At 59.3% G+C, this 18729-nt stretch carries 11 protein-coding genes; 4 read left to right on the plus strand and 7 right to left on the minus strand.

Annotated elements, in window-relative coordinates:
• Positions 1-26: 26 nt before the first annotated feature.
• The 6 genes from EC9_RS10445 to EC9_RS10470 all read right to left on the minus strand — a co-directional run bounded on the left by EC9_RS10445 (position 27) and on the right by EC9_RS10470 (position 5300).
• Positions 27-1184 carry a GTPase gene (locus tag EC9_RS10445; RefSeq protein ID WP_145344806.1) on the minus strand — a complete coding sequence of 386 codons (1158 nt, stop codon included), beginning with the start codon at positions 1182-1184 and terminating at the stop codon, positions 27-29.
• Positions 1181-1975 (minus strand): type III pantothenate kinase, encoded by a 795-nt coding sequence (locus tag EC9_RS10450; protein WP_218934715.1) that lies wholly within the window; start codon positions 1973-1975, stop codon positions 1181-1183. The genes EC9_RS10445 and EC9_RS10450 overlap by 4 nt, the downstream gene beginning before the upstream one ends.
• The gene (obgE, locus tag EC9_RS10455) at positions 1972-3105 is read right to left on the minus strand and encodes a GTPase ObgE (protein WP_145344813.1); all 1134 of its coding nucleotides are present in this window, start codon (positions 3103-3105) and stop codon (positions 1972-1974) included. Before obgE ends, EC9_RS10450 begins: the two co-directional genes overlap by 4 nt.
• 153 nt (positions 3106-3258) lie before the next feature.
• Positions 3259-3507 carry a 50S ribosomal protein L27 gene (gene rpmA / locus EC9_RS10460; RefSeq protein WP_145344816.1) on the minus strand — a complete coding sequence of 83 codons (249 nt, stop codon included), beginning with the start codon at positions 3505-3507 and terminating at the stop codon, positions 3259-3261.
• Between the two features lie 90 nt (positions 3508-3597).
• On the minus strand, positions 3598-4578 hold the full coding sequence (locus EC9_RS10465; protein ID WP_145344818.1) for a hypothetical protein: 981 nt from the start codon (positions 4576-4578) through the stop codon (positions 3598-3600).
• A 314-nt stretch (positions 4579-4892) separates the two neighbouring features.
• The gene (locus tag EC9_RS10470) at positions 4893-5300 is read right to left on the minus strand and encodes a hypothetical protein (protein WP_145344821.1); all 408 of its coding nucleotides are present in this window, start codon (positions 5298-5300) and stop codon (positions 4893-4895) included.
• Between the two features lie 366 nt (positions 5301-5666).
• On the opposite strand from EC9_RS10470, the gene EC9_RS10475 reads away from it, so the two are divergent.
• The 3 genes from EC9_RS10475 (at position 5667) to EC9_RS10485 (ending at position 14245) form a co-directional block, all read left to right on the plus strand.
• The gene (locus EC9_RS10475; RefSeq protein WP_145344824.1) at positions 5667-6035 is read left to right on the plus strand and encodes a hypothetical protein; all 369 of its coding nucleotides are present in this window, start codon (positions 5667-5669) and stop codon (positions 6033-6035) included.
• A gap of 343 nt (positions 6036-6378) precedes the next feature.
• The gene (locus EC9_RS10480; protein ID WP_145344827.1) at positions 6379-12720 is read left to right on the plus strand and encodes a hypothetical protein; all 6342 of its coding nucleotides are present in this window, start codon (positions 6379-6381) and stop codon (positions 12718-12720) included.
• Positions 12721-13066: 346 nt separating this feature from the next.
• Positions 13067-14245, plus strand: coding sequence for a sialidase family protein (locus EC9_RS10485; protein ID WP_218934716.1), 1179 nt, complete (start codon positions 13067-13069; stop codon positions 14243-14245).
• A gap of 217 nt (positions 14246-14462) precedes the next feature.
• Here EC9_RS10485 and EC9_RS10490 read toward each other — a convergent pair whose 3' ends face one another.
• A complete protein-coding gene (locus tag EC9_RS10490) occupies positions 14463-15620 on the minus strand; it encodes a CynX/NimT family MFS transporter (protein ID WP_145344830.1) in 1158 nt (385 codons plus the stop codon).
• Positions 15621-17056: 1436 nt separating this feature from the next.
• Here EC9_RS10490 and ltrA point away from each other — a divergent pair.
• The gene (gene ltrA, locus EC9_RS10495) at positions 17057-18286 is read left to right on the plus strand and encodes a group II intron reverse transcriptase/maturase (protein ID WP_246106063.1); all 1230 of its coding nucleotides are present in this window, start codon (positions 17057-17059) and stop codon (positions 18284-18286) included.
• Positions 18287-18729: the final 443 nt, after the last annotated feature.

Consider the following 18729-nt stretch of genomic DNA (forward strand, 5'->3'; position numbering starts at 1 on the left):
CTCTTCCGCTCCGCGGCGTCGGATGATTATCCGCGCAGCAGTCGCTGCAAGTGAGCCGTCGCGGCGGTTGCGTCGCTCGATGCGATCGCGGCCTGAGCCTCTTGCAGACAATCGATCTGCCGATCGGTGATCGGCACTGCCATTCCAGCCGCGTGCGGCAGCGGAATCAATTGCTGCAGGATCGCTGCGATCAGGTCGTCGATCCCCGCCTGTGACAGCGTGCTGGTGAAAATCTTTTCCGCCGCATCCGGCATCGCTTCCATATCGATCAGATCTGCCTTGTTCCAAACTCGAATCGGATTCGAAACCAGTTTGGCGATCGCGTCGTGTTCGGGCGTCCAGCCGATCGATGCGTCGACGACGATCAAGACGGCGTCGGCCGATTGCACTTCACGGCGAGCCGATTGAACTCCCTCGCGTTCGATCGCCTCTGCAGTCTCGTGGATCCCTGCGGTATCGCGCAGCTCGATCGTCCAACCACCAAGCGTTGTGCTGGCGGACAATACGTCGCGCGTGGTCCCTGGTTGATCGTAGGCGATCGCGCGATCGTAGCCGAGCAACCGGTTCAGTAGACTGCTTTTACCGACGTTTGGCGGTCCCGCGATCACGACGCGAAACGGCTTGCCAGCGCCGCGTCCCAGCGGGGCTCGATCGATTAGAGTTTGGATCTCCTGGCTCGCCGCTTGAAGGTTCTGCGATTGAAGTTGTTCGATCGCCGCTTGCGTCGCTGTCGCCAGCGCACCGCGGATTTGATCCAACACGATTCCCGCGGTCGTTGGCGTCTGCGTGGCGGCCAGCGCGAGCTGGCACTCGCTGCTCACAAAGCCGTCCGATTGCCCCCGCAGCCAGTTGTCGCCACCGATCCGTTCCGCTCCTGCCGCGACAAGGTCGCCGACGATCGCTTCGACCGCCGCGCGGCCGCCGTGGCAATGGATTTCGATCTCGGTTTCGGCCGTTGCACATACGACGATCGATTCGCCAATCGCCGAATCGGCGTCGCGCGACCAGACGCCATAGCGAATTCGATCGATCGGCAGGTTCGTGCTGCCCGCGTTGGGGCAAAAGTATTTGCCAACGATCTCGGCGGCGGCGGCACCTCGCAGCGCGACGGTTGCGATTGCGCCGCGGCCGATGGGTGTCAGGACACAGGTTTGTAGTGCAGCGTCGTTGCCCGAAGCGTTCATGGCGAGGAGGGATCCGCGAGTTCGATACCGTACAGGCCACGCAGCGGCATGTCGACGACGACGCGATGCGGGCTGCGTATCGCCGGGGACAAGCGGCCGGCATCGCCACCGGTCAAGAAGATCTGCGACACGTCGCAGGTCGATTGAAACGATTCGACCAACCGATCGATTGCACCAACGATTCCCGACGCGACCCCCAATTCCATTGCGGCTTGGGTATCGCGCCCCGGCGATTCCAAGCTGGCCAAGTCGTCGGGAGGTTCCAGTCGCGGCAGTTTGTCGGTCGCTTCGTGGAGAGCGCGAAACTGCAGCCCCAGGCCCGGCAGGATCGCCCCGCCACGGAAGACTCCTGGCGCTGCAACCAGATCGACGGTGACGGTCGTTCCGGCGTCGATCACGATTGCCGATCGATTACCCGCCAGTCGGAAGGCACTTTGGGCGGCCAGCAAACGATCGATTCCAACTCGCTGCGGCATCCGCACATCGGTTTCGATCCCGACATGACCGCGATCGATCACGCGCACCTGATCGGCCGAGCGATGCGTTTCGATCCAAGCCGATAGGCGATCGCAGCCGACCGAATTGACGCTGGCGATCAACCACTGGACCGAGAGATCGGTTTGCGGAAACTCAGCGGTAATCGCGGCCAGTTGAGGCTGCCAATCGGATCCGGTCAACGAAACCCGAACGACGCGCAGCTCGTCACCGTCGGCAGCATTTTGTGGCACGGCGTAGGCGATTTTGATCGAGGAATTGCCAACATCCACCGCGACGCGAAAGCGACTGTTCACGATGTCTCGTTCTCATCGACGTATTCGTGAGCTCGAAGTTCGTTCGACAATTTCGAGGTTGGTCCCGACAGGTGTGGCGGCACGCGTTTGGGTTTGGGAGGCTCGACGGCGAGGCCCACCGATTGGCCACCGGGAACCTCGCTCCGTTCCGCAAGATGTTTGGCGATTGTTTCCAGTAGATCTTTTAGCCCCTCGCCGGTCATCGCACTGATGCGGTGGATGCGTTGGTCGACGACTTCCGCCATCCGTTGGCAGACCTCATCGGCCGCAGGGAGTTCGCATTTGGTGACGGCGACGATCTCGGGACGCTCGCTCAACTGGCTCGTGTATTCGGTCAGCTCGTGACGGATCGACTTGTAGTTCTCGATCGGATCGGTTCCGTCCGAAGGCTCGGGTTCGACCAAGTGGACCAGGATTCCGGCTCGCTCGACGTGCCGCAGGAACTCGTGCCCGAGGCCAACACCCTCGTGAGCCCCTTCGATCAAACCGGGGATGTCGGCCAGGATGAACGATCGATCCCGATCGACTTTCACCTGTCCCAGGTTGGGGTGTTTGGTCGTGAAGGGATAATTGGCGATCTCCGGCCGCGCGTGGCTCAACCGGCTCAATAGTGTGCTTTTTCCGGCGTTGGGCATCCCGATCAGGCCGACGTCGGCGATCGATTTAAGCTCCAGGATCAGGTTGCGGACCTCTCCCAATTCGCCCAACGTGCGCTCTCGCGGCGCCTGGTTGGTCGCCGACTTGAACGAAGTATTGCCCTTGCCTGCTTTACCGCCGCGGGCCACGACGACGGTGTCGTCGATGTCGACCATATCCTTGATCACAAACCCCTGCTCGGCGTCGATGATCGTTGTTCCCGGCGGAACGTAAAGCACCATATCGGCACCATGACGGCCCGTTCGCTTGGCTCCCGAACCGTGGCTTCCACGTTCGGCCTTCCAGAACTTGCGTCCCGCGAAATCGTTCAGGCTGTTGACGCCATCGCGCGCGACCAAGATCACGCTGCCGCCACCGCCGCCATCCCCACCGTCGGGACCGCCGCGCGGGACGAACTTCTCTTTGCGGAAGCTCATGCAACCATCGCCGCCCTTGCCGCCGGTTACTTCGATTTCAACGCGATCAACGAACATAGTGAGAGGCCTAATGGTGGCGTCGAGAACTCTCGCCCGCCGCACAAAAATGGAACAATTGGAAGAATACCAATGCAAAACGGCTGTCCCGCGATTGACGCGATACAGCCGTTGATCGTTTTAACTTGAATCGGATGCGTGAAACGCGGTCGACTAGGCAGCGTCAACAACGTTGACACGGCGACCTTCGCGGTCGAATTTGATCACGCCGTCGATCAACGCAAACAGCGTGTAGTCGTTGCCCATGCCAACGCCACGTCCTGGATGGACCTTGGTGCCAACTTGACGGATGATGATGTTGCCTGGGCAGACCTTTTCACCACCAAACTTCTTGACTCCGCGACGTTGTGCGTTGCTATCGCGACCGTTACGGCTGGAGCCTTGTCCCTTTTTATGCGCCATTGTGGGGCTTCCTGTATCTTTGCTTGCGGGCCGATCTGCGACGCAGACAAGCCCAGGTGGTTTGGGGTTTTGTGAATTGAAGAGGGAAATTTACCTGAAAAGCCACTGATAATCAAGCCGTTCGGTAAGCCCATATTGCTTCAATACGTAGCTTTGTTCGGCTGGATCCTCGAATGCGGGAACACCGAACCGGATTTCATCGGCCAGTTGACGTACGCTGTCACCAGGCCGATAGAAATTTAATTGCAAAATTTTTCGTAAAACCTTTTCTCCGCCCTCCTCCTGAACCGTCTGGAAGGCGTTGGTCAAGCCGTGAACGTTGACCGAAAAGAAGTCGGTGCCGGGGTCGACGTCTTCCCAAGTCGCCAATCCCCAGACGCCTGGAGCATCCGCAGCGGTGGTCCGTGGAATGTTTAAGGTTCCGATTTCCACGGTGTTATGCAATTTCGATCGGATCTGTTCGCGCCGTGCGATCGGTTCGCGGGCGGTCGGCAACACGCGATCGATATATTCTTTCCCCTTGGCATGGTTCGAAAGGACCAGCATCGGGAAACAGCGACGTTGTTTGTAAGCGATCGATTCGATATCGGGATAGGTTTTGTTGCCAAATTCGTCGACAACCTCCTTCGATCGCAGGTCGCCGCCGCGGTAGCGGACGCGGAAGACCATGTACCAAATCAGCTTGCGTTTCATCACGCCGCTAGCTTGCGGAATGTCGACGTAGATCTGCCGCATCGGTTTGAAAGCAAATTCAAAGCCGTAGATCTCGCGTCGCAGCGTGACCTGTTTCGCTTTTTCGATCAGCGTGCGGCTGCGGGAGTTGAAAAACGGCTGCCCCTCGGGGAAATCGGGAGCCGTCCAATCGATCTGCGGATTATTGGATAGGAACTCCTGCAGCGGCAGCGGTCCCGAAAACGTCTCTTCTGGTTCCGGCGGGGCATCGATCACGCGAACGATTCCCGGAGCGAAACGAGCCGCGTCGTCGATCGCTGCGGGGGCTTGAGCCAACGCGTTGGTGACGCCCACGAAGAGACTGGCGATCAGGACAATGGAGGTGCACAGTTGATTCATGGAAGCCCAAGAAAACTTGACAAGCGAAAAGGGAGACCGCCGTTGAGTGGATTTTGCTACTGATGAATCCTAATTGCCACAACGGTCAAAGCCAAATCGTAAGCCACATTCTCGCCCGAATTCGGCTCAAAAGCAACGATTCTTCCGAGTTTCACGTCTGGGAAACCTGCAACCGGTACGACAAAACCGCCGCGTTGGGTCATCCCAAGCGGCGGTTGTTGCACTGCGTCTGCGATAAGCCCCACTAATGGAGCAGCCTCCGTTGGCTCAAACCGACATCTGATTCAGCCGTCGATCGGACGGTCGAGTTTGCTTTAATTAGGCCCGCGTCCTTTCCCGCGATCCCCACCGCGATGCTTCTTCTTTCCTTTTCCCTTCCCTTTCCCCTGTTTTGAGCCGTCGCGTTTTCCATTCTTCGACTTTGCCGACAGCTTCTTGTTTTTGCCGTCGCGATGCTTCGCCGACTTCTCGCCACGCTTGGACTTTCCCTTCCCGTGCTTAAAACTCTTCTCGCCGCGGTGGTGCCGTGGCTCCATCGCTTCACGTCCCCAATCTCCGCGAGCCCCACGGCGTTCACCGGCAAAACGATGAGACCGATACGATTCGCCACGCTTCATGCCGTGGTGGCGACGCGACTCCGACGGGCCACGTCCCCAATCTCCGCGAGCCCCACGGCGTTCACCGGCAAAACGATGAGACCGATACGACTCTCCACGCTTCATGCCACGGTGGTGACGCGACTCCGACGGCCCACGTCCCCAATCTCCGCGAGCTCCACGGCGTTCACTGGCAAAACGATGAGACCGATACGACTCTCCACGCTTCATGCCGTGGTGGTGACGCGCTCCTTTCGCGCTCCATCCCCGATCTCCACGCGGTCCGCGCCGTTCACCTTCGAATCGATCACGCGATGATTGATCTCCACGCTTCATGTCGTGTTGACGCGACTCTTTCGCGTCACGTCCTCGATCCCCACGCGGTCCGCGGCGTTCACCTTCGAATCGATCGCGCGGTGATTTATCTCCGCGTTTCATGTCGTGGTGGCGTGACTCTGGCTCGCCAGGTCCTCGATCCCCACGCGGCCCACGATGTTCACCTTCGGGACGATGCTGGCGAGCCGCATCTCCGCGAGGACCGCGGCGTTCGCCTTCGAATCGATCCGGCCGATTCGCATCTCCGCGATTCATATCGCCATGGTGACGCGACTCCATCGCGCCGCGTCCCCGATCACCACCAGGGCCACGACGTTCGCCTTCACGACGTTGCGGACGCTCCGTATCTCCACGAGGGCCACGGCGTTCGCCTTCAATACCATGCATCGGCGCTTCAACATCTCCGCCCGGTCGCCGGTGCTCACCAGCAGGACGACGTGGTGGAGCGTCGTCGCCACGATCTCGATTTTCGTCCTGAGCGAAGACTGCGGACGTTGTCGCGATAGCGATCGCCGTTCCGAATAGAGTTGTCTTTAATAGATCACGAAGCATGCTTGTCGACCTCCAATGTGAAGCGGGCAGCGGATCCCGAACCGACATCGGCCCGGCGTGCTGCAAAAGAGAATGAGAACGGATGAGTTGATGCTTTTTAAACCCGGGCGGTCGGCCAAGGTCTCGCGGAAATCTCGCAGCTCGCTGCAAATTCGCCACATTTGTTCGTTCGGCTTCTTTTTCGGGAACCGCTCCCCCAAGCTTGCGTCTGTCTTGATGTAAACTGGTTGGATGCCATCGATCTGGAACGCGAGGCGGCGAACCTTGGCTGTCCCGTGGTTGTCAACCACTTCTTCTCTTCTGAAAGATACGTTTCATGTCACTTCACGCCGTTGAACATTGGGTGCTGCTGATCGGATTGTTAGTTGGAATGTTTTCGATTCCCCAGCGGACCGCGCGGGCTACCGAGATCGGATCGATCGAGCGTTACGCCTTGGCTGTCGACCGCCAACAATTTTTACAAGACCTGATCCCCGGTTCGGCAGACTATTACTATTTTCATGCGTTGCACCATCAAACGATGGGCCAACCCGAACTGGCGGCCGCCTACCTCGCCGACTGGTCCGCCAACAAGGCTTTTGACCAAGACCCACGACTGCTGGGAATGCAGCATCGCCAGCATTTACTCCAATTCGAAGCGACTCCCGATCGAACGCTCGAATACCTGCGGCGTCATTTAAACGTCAACCTCGACCACCAACCGCCTCGCGTCCGCGGCCAGCGGCAATTGCCAGCTTCATTGGACGCGGCGTTGATCGATGGCGATGAACTTTTGCTTGCAGCTGCCGAGCGTCGTGAGACGCTCACATCCGCAGGTCAGCGACGGTTGGTGCAGATTTGGACCGCAGCGGACCAACCCGATGACATCGTCTCGCCGCAAACATTGCGTTGGTTGTTGGAACGGCTCGACCAACCGGCGCTCCCGAAAATCGTCGATCTCGTGATCACCGAACTGCAACAGCGGCGTCCACAACACCAACAGTTTGGCGATCTCCCTATACACGACGTGCTCACGCTGGATGAATTGCAACAAGTCCGCCGGCAGGTCAAAGAGGTTGCTAGCGACGATGGAGTTGTTTCTGCGATCCTGTTGCGATTGCGTCCGTCCGCGGACAGCGATCCAAGCCAACAACCGCAGGTCTACCACGACTATCTGCAGCGGGCCGAAGAGTTTGTTCGAACGCTACCCGATGCTTACAACGGCTTGAAGGCGTCGGTTCTGTATCATCGACTCGCGGCCGATCTGAAGAATGAGCAGTTCGAGTTGCAGCGGTTTATCGACTACTTGGCCCTGCCACGGCAAAGCCCGATCGTCTTGCCGAAGTTGATCGAACGTAGCCTCGGTGGCACGATTGCGGAACTCGACCACGACTACCGGCAGCAAGCGATGCTGCCACCGATCGGCGACGACCAACCGCTGGTCCGTGCTTATCTGGAACACTTTTTTCGCGATGCCGCTTCTCCCGAAGCCTTCGCCCAATACCTGCGTCCGGAATATCTCCGCGACCTGTTTGCCGAAACCAAGCTGTTGGCCGGGATCGAACCGCGCGACCAATGGTTCGCTCAGTTGTCGCCGGAGGATCAGAAGGCGTTGCAGGAGCGAGTCGAAGTCACGTTGGCGGCAACGAATCCGGAGTACCAGTCGGTCGATGAACCGGCGGCGCTGCATGTCGATATCAAAAACGTCGACGAATTGATGATCCGCATCTATCGGATCAACACCGAAGCCTATTGCCGCGCGGGGCGCAAACCGCTTAGCACGGCGATCGATCTCGATGGCTTGGTCGCCAACCACAGTCGTTCACTGAAGTACGACCTGCCCGCTTTGCGGCGTCATCGCCAGCGGATCGAACTGCCCGAAATTCAAGGACGTGGTGTCTGGGTTGTCGATCTGTTGGGAGGCGGTCGGCGATCGCGTGCTCTGATCCGCCGCGGGGACCTTCGTTTTGCAGAGACGATCGGCGCGGCGGGGCACCGTTTCCAAGTCCTCCGCGAGGATGGCAACCCCGCATCGCAAGCGCGGCTGCAGATTGGAACGCAGGAATTTACAGCGGATGAATCGGGGACGATCATCGTTCCTTTCGCCGCCAAGACCACGACCCGCGATGCGATCTTGATCGACGACGCGATTGCGATGCCGATCAAGTTCCGCCACCGCGCCGGGAGCTACAAATTGGAAGCGGGCTTCCATACGCATCGGCAACAATTGCAACCGGGCAAGCTGGCGGAGATCCTGATCCGCCCGCGGTTGTGGGTCGCCGATCGGCCGATCGATCCCAAGATCGTCGAAGAGGTCGAAGTCCAAGTTACCGCGACCGATCTTGATGGCGTCGCCACCAGCAAGCGGTACCGCGATCTTGAGTTCACTCTCGACCGGGAACTCGAAGTCCAATTCCGCGTCCCGCGACGGACGGTGCAGATTACGGCAAGCGTCAGCGGACGGGTGGCCAGTCGCAGCGGAGGCGAGCGAGTCGAAGTCGACGCGATCAAGGTGTGGAAGATCAACGAAACCGAAAAGACCGACGCGATCGCCGACCTGTTTTTAGCGCGCCACGACGGCGGTTGGTCGGTCGAAGCTCGCGGCCGCAGCGGCGAACCGTTAGTCGGACAAGCGATCCAGTTGAGCTTACGCCATCGCTACCGCAGCAACAGCGTCGATGTGACGTTGCAAACCGATGAGTCCGGGACGCTGCATCTGGGACCGCTGACCGACATCAACACGCTGGCCGCCGTCTCCAGCGGCTTGCCTTCGCGTACTTGGCCACTGCGTGAATCGGGATCGCATTGGCCTGCAGAGATCCACGCCTTGGCGGAGACCGAGATCGCGATCCCGACAAGCGATTTAGATGACGACGCCGACCGATTCCGAATCTGGGAAGAACGGGCTGGTCAGCCGTACGCCAGCGTCGACCAAGCGTTATCGGTTCGCGATGGTGCCGTGCGATTGAAATCTCTCGCGGCGGGAGACTATCGGTTGGTCGACAACGATCACAATCGTTCGCTTGTGATCCGCGTTACCGCAGGCATTGCCGCTGGCGATTATTTGATGGGCGAGACGCGTGAACTGGAACGCCGCCCGCCGCTGAGCACTTCGATCGCCAAAGCGGCTGTCGAAGGAGACGCCTTTGTTGTTCAGCTGTCCGGTGCCAATCCGCTCTCGCGAGTGCATCTGTTTGGCGGCCGCTACCTTCCCGGCGAATCTCCCGCTGCGGCCCTCGGCTTGGACGATTATTCGCCTCGAATCAAACCGCGTTCGATCGCGGCCAGCGGTTTTGTCAGCGACCGACGCTTGGACGAGGAGTATCAATATGTGTTGCGGCGTCGCAATGCGACCAAATATCCGGGCAACCTGTTGCCCCAGCCCTCGCTGATCCTCAATCCGTGGGAAACCGACACCACCGAAAACGCTCGCCAAGATGCGATGGCTGGCGATGTGATGGAGAGTCGCGCCGCGGCCGCTCCGCCGATGCCCGCCGATTCGATGCACCGCAATGAGCCCTTTGGACACCCGCTTTCACTCTCCGCCAGCTGGGACTTTCTGCCGACGCAGGGGAGCGTGCTGACGAACTTGGAAGTCGACGCCAACGGCCGTCTATCGATTCCACTGAACGCCTGGGGCGATGCTTCGCTGATCCGCGTCGTCGTCAGCGATCCGATCTCGATCGTGCAACAGACCGTCACGCGCGACCTTCCGCAACTGCAACCGAACGACCTCCGGTTGCGAACGATCTTGGATCCGGCAAAACGGCTGTCACAGACTCGCGCCGTCTTGATCGCTTCGCAAGCGAAGCCCTTGGATCTCAGCGAACTGGGAGCCGCACGGATGCAGATCTACTCCACCGTCGGCGACCTGTATCGGTTGTACAGCAGCGTTGTCGAAGACGAGCGATGGCCCGAGTTCGAACCGCTGTCGCGATGGCATGAACTGAACAATGAACAGCGGTTGGATCTTTACGGACGCTTGGCGTGCCATGAGCTGCATCTGTTCCTGTATCACAAGGATCGCCCCTTCTTCGATGCCGTCGTTCTTCCCTATTTGAAGAACAAGCTGGAGAAGACGTTTGTCGATCGCTGGCTGCTGGAAGAGGATCTGTCGGCTTACACCAAGCTGTGGAAATATGAGCAGTTGAATGCCGCCGAAAAAGCGTTGCTGGCGATGCGGCTCGATTCTTCGCGAGCTGCGGTCGTGCGCGAGTTCGACAACCGGATCGCGCTTCAAGACGAAGACCTCGATGCGGTCCGCAGCCGGATCGACGCGGCGCTGCTGGGGCTGGAACTGGACGACCAGGGAGGCGCTGTGATGTTCGGATTTGGTGGTGGCATGGGAGGCATGGGCGATGCATTCGCCGACGGCGTGGTCTCCGAATCGCTCTCCGCGATGCCCGAAATGGAAGCCGACGAAAAAGCGGGTACCCGCGCGCGACGATTGAGCCGCCAGAAAAAGCGTTCGGTGGAAGCACAGCTATCCAAAGAAGAAGCTGCCAACATGAGCCTGTTCTATCGGGAGAGTGATCTGCAGCGTGTTGCCGGCCGTGGATTCTTCCGGCCGTTGCCCGCCACGCGTCAGTGGGCTGAGAGCCAATACGATCGGATCAGGCGGATCGAACAAACGCCCGACCTCGTTCCGGTCGGTCGGTACTGGCAGCATCTCGCCGAGCACGACGTGACGCAACCTTTTGTCAGCAGCGAACTGTTGGTCCCCACCGAAACGCGGACCGCCGCTTTGATCGCGCTTGCCACGACGGGGCTCCCCTTCGCCAGCGAGGCCGATCTGCCAGCCGGAGAGGACCAGCCGCAGTTTGCGCCGCCACATCCCGTGGCTGTCGTGACCGAACAATTACGCGAAGTCCGGCCGCTGGAAGGGGATTCGCCGGTGTTGGTCGGCCAACGCTTTGAAGCCGACAACGAGCGAGACGATGAGAAACCAACAGCGTTCGCGCCGGCGGAGTTTCTCGTCGGGCAACCCTATCTCGGCCAGATCGTCTTGACCAACCCGACGCCCACGATCCAACAGATCGATGTGCTGTGGCAGATTCCCGCCGGCGCGATGCCGTTGGGTGGCGGCCGCGAGACCGACAGCCGGCAACTGGAATTGGAACCGTTCGCCACGCAGACGCTCGAGTACCAGTTCTACTTCCCGTCGGCTGGCCAGTTCAAACATTATCCAGCCAGTGTTTCCGCCGACGGCATGGCTCTGGCTTCGGGCGAGCCGCGCACCTTTGGCGTCGTCGACAATCCGACGCAGATCGATGAAGAGACGTGGGAATACATCGCACTGCGTGGTGACGCCGCAAAGATCGCCGACTTTTTAAAGACCGCCAATCTGCGGAAGCTCGATTGGACGCAGGTCGCACCGCGTTTGCGCGACCGGGCGATCTACGACGTAGTGCTCCGCGCGATGACCGAATTTCAAGTTTGGGATGAAACCGTTTGGGGATACGCGGTGTATCACAAGGATGCACCACGGATCACCGAACTGATTTCCAACGACACCGAATTTGTGGCCGCTTGCGGTCCGGTGCTGCGTTCGAACCTGCTGACGATCGATCCCGTCGACCGCGATCTGTACGAGCACTTGGAATACGCGCCGCTTGTCCGGTCGCGAATCCATCCGCTCCGCGATCAGCCGGAGATCATGAACGATCGACTGCTGCAACAATATCGCCATCTGATGAACGTGCTGTCTTACCAACGAAAGCCTTCGACCGAGCAACAGCTTGCGCTTTGTTATTACCTGTTGCTCCAGAACCGCATCGAAGAAGCGATCCAACGGTTTGAAACGGTCGCTCGCGACGAGGCGACGCCGCAGTTGCAATACGATTATCTGGACGCCTATCTGGCGTTGTTCGCTCAGGATTACAGGCGGGCAGCGGCGATTGCCGACAACTACAAAAGCTTCCCGATCCCACGCTGGCGTCAGCGGTTTACCGAGCTCAGCAACCAATTGGAGCAGCGGCGGGTGCTGATGTCCGGAGCGGAAATCGCAGGAGCAGACCGTCCCGCCGATGCGTTGCCGACCGCCGACGCAGCCGACCTATCGGTCTGGGGACGCGATAGCGCGCAGAGCCAATCTGCGGCCAACGAGCCGAAGATCGAATTGGCTCTGCGGCAGGATACGGTACTGATCCGGCATCAGAACATTCGCCAAGCGGAGATCCGTTTCTATTCGATGGATCTCGAACTGTTGTTCAGCAAGACGCCCTTCATTCAAAACGACGTCAGCCAATTAGCGATGATCGCCGCCAATGAAAGCGAACCGCTGACGTTGCAAGCGGCCAGCGGGACGCTCGAATATCGCTTGTCGCCCGAACTGGCAAAGCAGACGCTGTTGGTCGAAGTCACGGGGCAGGGTATTCGGCAAACAATCTTCTACTACGGCGGCAACCTGACGACTTACGTGGCCGAAGCGTTTGGCCAAGTTCAAGTGCTGCAGGCCGGCAACCGTCAGCCGATCAGCGGCGCGTATGTGAAGGTTTATGCAAAGCACCGCGATGGCCAGATCCGCTTCTATAAAGACGGCTACACCGATCTCCGCGGCCGTTTCGATTACACATCGCTCAGCACGCCCGAGCTCGCGACAACCGAGAAGTTTGCGATCCTGGTCGTCGCCGAAGACGTCGGCGCGACGCTGCACGAAGTCGCCGCACCGGCTCAGTAAACGCGACGCCGCAGCACAACACGTTGCCTAATCATGCATCAGGCAAGCAGGATATCGCCAAACCCGATCGGTTAGCTTTATCCTGCGATCGTTGGTCGCCTTTCGCTCCGCGAAAGTGCGTTCAGCATCCGCACTTTCGCAGAGCGAAAGGCGACCATAATGACAAGTGTTTTGTTGCGGCAAATACTAGCACGAAGCGCGAGCGAGTGTTTCCGGTTCGATGGTGCGATCACTCGCTTGCGCTTCGTGCTGGTATTGTCGGCTGGCAAACCGGCAACCTCTTTCCGCAGTTGGTATACTGGCGATCCCCCTTCCCCCCAATCACACCCCCTGCCGGAGAATCATCATGATGGATCCCATTTCCCGCCGCTCGTTATTAGCCGCCTCGGCCGCTGGCGTTTTGGTCAGCCAAACCGGGCGACTGTTTGCCGCCGATGAAGCCCCTGGGATCGATGTCGATCCGATTCGCACGATCAGTCTGCAGAGTGATCGCTACCATGGCTGGCCGACGCTGCTGCGGACTCGCGACGGCGAACTGTTAGTCGTTTGTTCGGGCGGACGCGACAGCCACGTCTGTCCGATGGGACGCGTCGAACTGATTCGATCCGACGACGAAGGGAAGACATGGACGTATGCCCGCACCATTTTGGATGGACCGCTGGATGATCGCGACGCGGGAATTGTGGAGACTGCCAAAGGGACTCTGTTGGTGACCACGTTTACTTCGATGGCCTACCAGCCGAATTACGAAAAAGCGGTTGCGGCCGCCGAAGCGGGCACCCCGTATCCGCTGGCCGGGGCTCAGTTGGAACGCTGGAAGGGAGCTCACCGACGTGTTGCCGAAGGAGAACATGAATCGCATCTGGGATGTTGGATGATCCGCAGCGAGGATGGTGGCCTGAACTGGTCTCCCGCCTACCGCGTGCCCGTCAACAGTCCCCACGGGCCGATCGCGCTGCAAAGCGGACGCTTGTTTTACGCAGGCGTTGCGCTCTGGGAAGAAGGCCGGAAAGTTGCCGCCTACACTTCCGACGACGACGGTTTGACGTGGCAATGGATCGCCGATATTCCGATCCGCGATGGCGACCAAGGTTCGCAATATCACGAACTGCACGCCGTCGAAGCGGCCGACGGACGATTGATCGTTCAGATCCGCAATCACAACAAGACCAATAACCGCGAGACGCTCCAGACGCATTCGACCGATGGCGGCAAGACCTGGACCTCGCCTGAGCCGATCGGCGTCTGGGGTTTGCCGACGCATCTGCTGCGACTGTCCGACGATCGGTTGTTGATGACCTATGGCCATCGCCGCAAGCCGTTGGGAAATCAGGCTCGGATCAGTGACGACAACGGCGAAACATGGTCGCCGCCGATGCTGATTCAAGCCGACGCAAGCTCCGGCGATCTCGGCTACCCATCGACCGTCGAGCTGGCACCGGGATCGTTTGCCACGGTTTGGTACGAAAAGCTTCCCAACAGCTCCAACGCACAACTGCGCTTGGCCACCTGGCGTCTATCGTAATGGCGAACCGATGCCAACCAAGTTGCGATGTCGCGTGTGAGTGTCGGGGGATTTGCGATCGGGGATCCGCCTCGGGTGAAGGCGACAGCGCCGCACGTCGAAATTCATCTTGGGGCTTTCGCCTCGAGCTACCAACGACGGTCCCTCCGGGACGAGGCCGCATGGTTTACTCCGGAGGAGTTAACGTCGGTAGCTCGGGGTGGAAGCCCCGAGATCGCTAATCGACGGTTCTCGCCGCGGCAGCTCCCAAGCCCATCGCCAGCTTCAGCACCGCAACGGCCATCAGAAAGAGAATCGAGCAGGTCCAGGCTCCCGTCCAATCGAACAGGCTGCCGAACACCAGGGGACCTGTCCCGGCGATCAAATAGCCGATCGATTGAGCCATCCCCGACAACTCGGTCGCCGTCTCTGGGTGCCGGGTTCGCAGCACGATAAACAGCAGGGCCAACCCAAACGATCCGCCCAAAACAAGACCGATCAACGAAACCCAGATCGCGATCCAGCCCGCCGGACTGGCTATCAAACCAACAAGTCCAACCGCCTCCACCGAGGCGAGGAACCAAATAATGCCACGCTGGTCCGGCTTGCGTCCCGCGATGGTGGGAATGATCAACGAACCGACGATCCCCATCCCTTGCGACAGCGAGAGCATCCAGCCCGAAAACGATGCGTCATACCCTCGGCTGATCAAGATCGCTGGCAACCACGCCAAGACCGCGTAGTAGGTGAGCGATTGGAGGCCCATAAAAAAGGCGACCTGCCAAGCCAATCGCGACCCGCCCAAATCTTTCATCGCTTTTGCAAAGCTTCGGTTCGGCTCCGATCTCGTCAACCGACGCACCTGCGGCAGCCACGCCACAAAAGCGATCGCGGCCGGAATCGCCCAGATCCCCAGCGCACCGCGCCATCCGAGCCCCAAGCCGTTGGCCAGCGGGATACTCAACCCTGCTGCCATCGACGCGCCCAAGGCCATCCCGCTCGAGTAGAGACTTGTGACAAACCCGGAATTCGCGGCAAAGTTGCGTTTCGTGATGCTTGGCAGCAGCACATTCCCAAACGCTATCGCAATCCCCAGACAGAGCGTTCCCAGATAGAGGGCGGGGAGCCACGCGACGTATCGCAAGGCGATCCCGAAGGCTAGCAACGCCAACGCTCCAAGCAATGTACCGCCGATCCCCAAACGCCGCGTGAACAGCGGAGTCAGGGTCGATATGACACCAAACGCGATCAACGGCAGCGTCGTCAGCAGGCCCAATTGCGAACTGGACAGGCTTGTCGATTGCCGGATCTCTTCAACCAAAGGACCAACACTCGCCAACGCCGGGCGGAGATTGACAGCGACAAGCAGGATGCCGGCGAGCAACAACAGATTCATCGGTTGCGAAGCAGCCTTGATCGAAGGCGCGGGCTCAGGATCGCGCAGCGGGACGTGGTCGACGCGTTCCTGCCGCTCGACGACCTCCGTTGAATTCGGACTTTCGATACTGAACCTTCCCTATGGAATCTGAGAGTGCAGCCCAGATGCTGCTGGATGCCAGCGTTGCAGTCTACCGCCGGCCCCACGAACCCGTCGAGCGCCCCTCAAGAAACACGATCCACGGCCAGGATGCAAAGCAATCATCTCGGGGCTGCCGCCTCGAGATACCAACGTCGCCCCCACCGGGACGAGGGTCCAGTTTTTTACTCCAGAGGAGTCAACGGCGTTAGCTCGGGGCGGGAGCCCCGAGATGGCGTGACCGAAAATGGCGTCCGCCCCGGATGGGGCCGTCGTGAATCATGACGTGGTACTTCGGCCCAACCAACGTCGGCCCCTCCGGGGCGTTGTGGATTGGGATGAATGATTTTGGGGTTCTTGATCGCGCAATCATCTCGGGGCTGCCGCCTTGAGATACCAACGACGGTCCGTCCGGGACGAGGGCCCAGGTTTTTACTCCAGAGGAGTCAACGGCGTTAGCTCGGGGCGGGAGCCCCGAGATGGTGTGACCGAAAATGGCGTCCGCCCCGGATGGGGCCGTCGTGAATCATGACGTGATACTTCGGCCCAACCAACGTCGGCCCCTCCGGGGCGTTGTGGATTGGGATGAATGATCTTGGGTTTCTTGGTCGCGCAATCATCTCGGGGCTTCCGCCCCGAGCTAGTGCGCCTGCGAAGGCGGTTGAATTGTCGGGTGAAAGTCCCGATCGGGGATGTCGTTACCGCCCCGTATCCGAAGGTAACTGCGTTTTCGACAGAAAAGGTGGAGAGCAACCGGAGGAGAATGAGCAGTCCGTAACAAAATGAACTCGTTTCGGCCAAGCCTGTCGGGGAGCGTCCTAGCAACTCGCGAACCTCTGATCTCACGCAACGGCCCGATGATGACCACGAGGTCAGTCGGTTTTCAAGCCGACGGTCGGTGAGACGGCTTGCACGGTGAACGAACCTGTAACGTGATAAACCGAGGCAAGCGAAATGGCAGTAAGGTGATTGGAGATGGAATGCTCGGAAGTTCAATCGAGATAAGCAGGGAGGCCAGAGCAGCGTCGACAGACCTTTGAAACGCTCAGCTCTGGAACCAGAGCCTTCGTAGTAGTGCCAGAACGTCGGGAACCAAACCCGACGCGAGCGAAGGAAGGCAGGAAAGTAGATTCGAGAAGTCACACCACATGAGAAAGAGTCAAAGTCAACGTCGGAAACTTCGTGCTCGTCGCGAAGCGAAGAAGAAAGACACGGAGCTTCTGCCCGAGCGAGTGCCCTTTGCGGCTAAACCTCGGGAGGATCTGGACGCGCGCGATATCCGCTCGTGGACCAGCCGTGCGGTGTGGACTGATCGAATGTTGTCGACACTCGTCGAAAGACGATTGAAACACGGCAAATGGCATTCGCTGATCGACAAAGTCACTTCGGAGCTGAACCTGTTTCAAGCCGCCCGCAAGGTGACGGCTAAAGACGGTGCAGCGGGCGTCGACGGCCAGGACTGTGAAGCGTTCGAGGAGGGCTTGATCGTGGAAACACGCAAGCTCGGCGGACAAATCACAGGTGGTCACTACACGCCCTCGCCGGTGCGTCGGGTTCACATTCCCAAACCGGGAACGCCGAACCAGACACGGCCTTTGGGCATTCCGACGGTCCGTGACCGCGTCGTGCAAACGGCGTTGGTCCATGTGATCGAGCCAATCCTGGACAACGAATTTCACGAGCGAAGCTTCGGCTTTCGCCACGGACGTTCAGCTCACGATGCACTTCGCATCGTGGAGCAGAAGATCGAGGAAGGCTATGTGTATGTAGTCGATGCGGACCTGAAGGGTTACTTCGATTCGATCCCCCGGGACAAGCTGATGCGGTTGCTCAAGCAGCACATTGCCGATTCCAAAGTGATCGAATTGATCGAAGCGTTTCTCGGCAGCGGCATCATGGAAGACTTGCACTTACACAACCCGATCGCGGGCGTGCCTCAAGGTGCGGTTCTTTCACCGGTGTTGTCGAACTTGTACTTGAATGACCTGGATCACACGATCGCCGGTGAAGGTTTTGAAATGGTGCGCTATGCCGACGACTTCGTCGTGCTGTGTCGCAGCGAGTTCGAGGCGGAAGTGGCGCTCGAGGAGATCAAGAAGTGGGTCAAGAAAGCGGGTTTAACGCTGCACAGCGGGAAAACGAAGATCGTCGATAGTCGAGAGAAGAGCTTCGTCTTTCTGGGTTATTCATTTCGCGGGGACAAGATCTATCCTCGTGCGGAAAGCCTATCGAAAATGAAGTCACGGATAGTCGAACTGACGCAGCGTAAGCGGCCCGGCTCGATCCAGCGGATCGCGTTGGAGTTGAGTCGCGTGCTTCGTGGATGGTTCGCCTACTTCCGCCACTGTCGGTGGACGATCTTCAAGGATTTGGACGCGAAGATTCGCGGGCGGCTTCGGCGTTTGTTATTGCAGCGTCACCGCAAGAACCCAGCTCGTCTGCCACGGACTCAGCGTTGGCCGAATGCATATTTTACGGCCGCGGGTCTCTATAGTCTGCGAGAGGCCCACAACCGTTTCGCGCAATCCCTTTCGGGGGCCTACTGACTGGAGAGCCGTGTGCGGGAGAACCGCACGCACGGTTCGGAGGGAGGGGAGTCCGGCTTAACCGGACTTCCCTACCCCTATCCAACGACGGTCCCTCCGGGACGAGGTCGCAGGTTTTGACTCCGGAGGAATCAACGGCGGTCGAATTTTTCCGGCTGGCGGGGGCGATCACGTTTCGCTCGCTCCACCACATGACTCGTTTCTCAGAACCATCAAGCGGCGTCGTGACGGCTGGATCGACTTGGATTCCGACGGAAAACAGCTTTCGTTGCTGCGGCACCGTCGACGACAGCATGCGAGGCAAAATTGATGAGTCGTGGAGTGGAGAGAACCGTTAACACAAGCGACGCCGCAATCGTCCATGCTGTGACCGTCCGCCACTTTCGCGAGGTAGGTCTGTGTTGCGCCGACGGACGGTGTGGGAGATTGAAAACACCCGAAAC

This window comes from Rosistilla ulvae, from assembly GCF_007741475.1.
GTDB lineage: Bacteria > Planctomycetota > Planctomycetia > Pirellulales > Pirellulaceae > Rosistilla > Rosistilla ulvae.